This is a genomic window from Mycobacterium heidelbergense, assembly GCF_050205645.1.
GTDB lineage: Bacteria > Actinomycetota > Actinomycetes > Mycobacteriales > Mycobacteriaceae > Mycobacterium > Mycobacterium heidelbergense_A.
This window is the reverse complement of the sequence record NZ_JBNMQT010000050.1, coordinates 1-3,187: the sequence shown is the minus strand read 5'-3', so window position 1 is coordinate 3,187 and position 3,187 is coordinate 1. Positions and strand designations below refer to the sequence as shown.

General features: G+C 65.5%; 4 protein-coding genes and 1 pseudogene. 2 read left to right on the top strand and 3 right to left on the bottom strand.

Annotated features, from left to right (window positions below):
* Nucleotides 1-357, bottom strand: a pseudogene (locus tag ACQI5H_RS24485) (hypothetical protein); the annotation flags it as partial.
* A gap of 382 nt (nucleotides 358-739) precedes the next feature.
* On the opposite strand from ACQI5H_RS24485, the gene ACQI5H_RS24480 reads away from it, so the two are divergent.
* Together ACQI5H_RS24480 and ACQI5H_RS24475 are read left to right on the top strand one after the other, a co-directional pair.
* A complete protein-coding gene (locus tag ACQI5H_RS24480) occupies nucleotides 740-1,798 on the top strand; it encodes a hypothetical protein (RefSeq protein WP_427081876.1) in 1,059 nt (352 codons plus the stop codon).
* Nucleotides 1,799-1,891: 93 nt separating this feature from the next.
* Nucleotides 1,892-2,206 carry a hypothetical protein gene (locus ACQI5H_RS24475; RefSeq protein ID WP_427081875.1) on the top strand — a complete coding sequence of 105 codons (315 nt, stop codon included), beginning with the start codon at nucleotides 1,892-1,894 and terminating at the stop codon, nucleotides 2,204-2,206.
* Between the two features lie 116 nt (nucleotides 2,207-2,322).
* Here ACQI5H_RS24475 and ACQI5H_RS24470 read toward each other — a convergent pair whose 3' ends face one another.
* Both ACQI5H_RS24470 and ACQI5H_RS24465 read right to left on the bottom strand, forming a co-directional pair.
* Nucleotides 2,323-2,712 (bottom strand): hypothetical protein, encoded by a 390-nt coding sequence (locus tag ACQI5H_RS24470; RefSeq protein WP_427081874.1) that lies wholly within the window; start codon nucleotides 2,710-2,712, stop codon nucleotides 2,323-2,325.
* 67 nt (nucleotides 2,713-2,779) lie between these two features.
* Nucleotides 2,780-3,058, bottom strand: coding sequence for a hypothetical protein (locus ACQI5H_RS24465; protein WP_427081873.1), 279 nt, complete (start codon nucleotides 3,056-3,058; stop codon nucleotides 2,780-2,782).
* Between the last annotated feature and the right edge of the window lie 129 nt (nucleotides 3,059-3,187).

Below are 3,187 nucleotides of genomic sequence, written 5' to 3'. Positions count from 1 at the left end.
CGCTCCCGCTGGCGATCGGCTCATCGGCATCAGCGCGGCTGCCGTGGTGCGGGCCTGGTCGCGGATGAGCCCTGAGGCCGCGCGGCCCTGCGCCCCCACCGCCCCACCCTGGGTCACCGTTTGCCCCGAACCCTCATCGAGCCCATCCGCGCCGGCCTGGGCCTGCTGATAGGCGCCGCCAGCCGCGGAGGCGCCACCGGTCAAACCGCTATCCCCACCCGGGGCCGCGGGCACCAGACCGCGCCCACCACTGGCGGCGAACACCTGCCCACCCCCACCAAGCCCGCCGGCCGGAAACAACCCATGACCCCGAGTCAGCAGCCGATCAACCCCAGCCACAAACTCCGCAACACTCACCCACCAAAATTAACCCGACCCAAACCCCCCAGCCACAGCCACGGCGAATTCGCTTGATCACGCCTAAGTGCCCTTAAGCTGGCGTTCAGCCAACGCTGGAACTCGTCGTCACCAAGTAGTCCGCGAGAGAACGCCATCTCGATATCGTCCCAGTCACCGGTGGTCTGGCATCGGTTGCCACGTCATCGCTGCGTACCGTACCGCCAAAAAAGGAGTACTTCCAGGTCAACCGTCTTTCCATCGCCTCGTCGACGTCGACCACTCCCGCGGTGCGGCGATCACTGCTTTCTGACCAACGCACCACCCACGCAAAGTCCGGTCGCTCCCGAGCCAGATTCCCGCGAGTGTCGCATCGGGATGTCACTCGGGCTAATTTTGGTGGGTGAGCGTTGCGGGGTTTGTGGCCGGGGTTGATCGGGTGCTGACACGTGCCCACCAGCTGTATCCGGCCGGGGGCGCCAGTGCTGAGCTGCCCGCATCGACGCCGGGTTCGGTGCCCGGCTCGCCCGAAGGTAGCAGTGGTTTGCAGACCGGTGTCGTCGGTGCCGCGGGCTCGTATCAGCAGACGCAGACCACGGTAGCCGGGCTGGATGAGCAATTGCAACAGACCGCCGCCCAGGGCTCAGTCATCGGTCAGCAGGGCCGCGCGGCCTCAGGGCTCATCCGCGACCAGGCCCGCACCACGGCAGCCGCGCTGATGCCGATGAGCCGATCGCCAGCGGGAGCGCAGTTGTTGATGGCCGCCATGGATCAACACCTCTCCGCGATGCAGGGCCAGCTGCAAACCACCAAGGCGCAGTACCAGGGCGTGACAGCAGCACTGAGGCAAACCGCGGCCGATTATCGGGGCATCGCCGGGACCCCCTCCGACGGCGACGGCATCCCGAGCAGCCCCGACGACCAGACCGTCGACGACCCACGCACCCGCAAGCCCCACATCCTCCCGGTCGACCATGGAGACGGCGGCCCCCAACCGCCGAATCCAGCCGTGCCGCCAACGCCAGGTGCACCCCAAGCAGCGCCGCCCACAAGTCCCGGGCTAACCCCCGGCACCGGCCCTCACAGCGAACCGCTACCGGTGCCAAAACCGTTGCACGACTTCACCCAATATCAACTGCATGGTCAACCGATCCCTAACCCACCGGCCCCCAACGTCACGGCAGATCAACTTCGACAACAGATCATCAACCAACGCTTTGAATTCAGGGAATACGTGCAGTGGTTCAACAAAACCTACGGCGGCAACGTCACCCCAGAAGAACTCGCAGCACAAGTCACCGGAATGCAAAGCACCGCGGTAGGGACCCTCGCCAGCTTGGCTGGCTTACCGGCGACGGCCCCTGTCACTGTGTCAGGAGTACTCGGACTCCTCGCGCAGGGATGGCTCTTGTCAACCAAAGAGCTTCCCCAAGCGCAGATTCCGGACCTAGGACCACCGTGATAGGCGGTGACGAATCATCCCCAATACCCGCAGCCGCAGTCGACCCGACCGCGGACCCACAGTGGTTGCGGACCGGATACAAGTTCTTCCCTTATGCCGCACAGCACGACGGTCATTTGGTGGGTGCTGCGGCTCAACGTAGGGTCTCCGGAACATGACATGTACACGCTGTTCGTCGATGCCGCTCCTGCGGTCGATCTCACCGGCGGTCCCGACCATTCGAGCGCGCTAGTCCGCAGCGTTGCCGCACTACGACCATTTGACCGTGCGGTCACCGAATCCGCGCTCGAGACCCACACGGCCGCAGCCGTTGTCCAAGCCGTCGCACGCTATGTCAACTATGGCAGCGAACACGGCGATCCGTGCCTCTTCTGCTCTGACGATCGCGACGCGATGGCCCGGGTCTAAGCGGGTCGAACGGTTAAGCGTTCGACACCACCCTTCGCCCAGGGCTTTCGTCGACCAAAGAGCTTCACCAAGCGCAGATTCCTTGACCTGGGGCCCCATGATCAAGCGCTATAGGTTCAAATTCCGGTGATGCTGCGGTACAACGCCGCGGCCTTCGGCAGCTGACTTTGGATCTCGACCAGATAGGCCCTGCGGCCGTGCGCGACCGCCGCCTCAGCCGAGGGTTCACCCGGGCGCTGCTGTAGCCAGAAGATCGACTTCCAAATATCCGGTGACGAGGGGCCGCCGCGGTGGGCGAGCCGGTCGAAAAACCCAGAGATCGCCGTGTTGGGGTCATTGCGGCCCGCATAGCCCGCATCCTGCTGAAAAATGCTCCGCCACAACCCATTCGGGCTCACAGCCCGCGGGCGCAGCCCGCTTTCCTGCAGCGCCGTAGACAAGATCGCGATCGTTTGACTACGCGAGTAGCCGCGACGCTGCGCTTCATGGATGATCGCCGCCGCCACCTCCCGCGGAGAGGAATCCAGCGTCAAACCCCCCAGCGGTGTCCCCACGTCTCCGCCCGGTGCCGCTTCAGCGTTGCGCGCACCTCCCGGTCCGTGCGGTGATCCAACCAAGCGGCTCCAACCCCGCGGCAAACCAACTAAACCGCCGAGTCCGTTCAACGCGCCCAGGCCTCCACCGCCCGGCGGGCATCATGTTGCCCAGCCCCGAGGCCGGCATACCGCCCATCGGCGCCGCGCCGATGCCGCGATAGCCCATCGCCAGCTCACGCAGCCGCAGCGCCAACAACCGGTTTTGCGCCGTGGTCTGATCCAGCTGGCGCTGCATCGCCGCCAAATGCTGATCCATCGTCGCCATCACCAACTGCGCACCCGCCGGGCGGTGGAGGCCTGGGCGCGTTGAACGGACTCGGCGGTTTAGTTGGTTTGCCGCGGGGTTGGAGCCGCTTGGTTGGATCACCGCACGGACCGGGAGGTG

What these genes read in the sequence shown, in the direction of transcription:
- ACQI5H_RS24475 (WP_427081875.1), top strand. Translation starts at nt 1,892, where the DNA reads ATGCCGCACAGCACGACGGTCATTTGGTGGGTGCTGCGGCTCAACGTA.
- ACQI5H_RS24465 (WP_427081873.1), bottom strand. Translation starts at nt 3,058, where the DNA reads ATGGATCAGCATTTGGCGGCGATGCAGCGCCAGCTGGATCAGACCACG.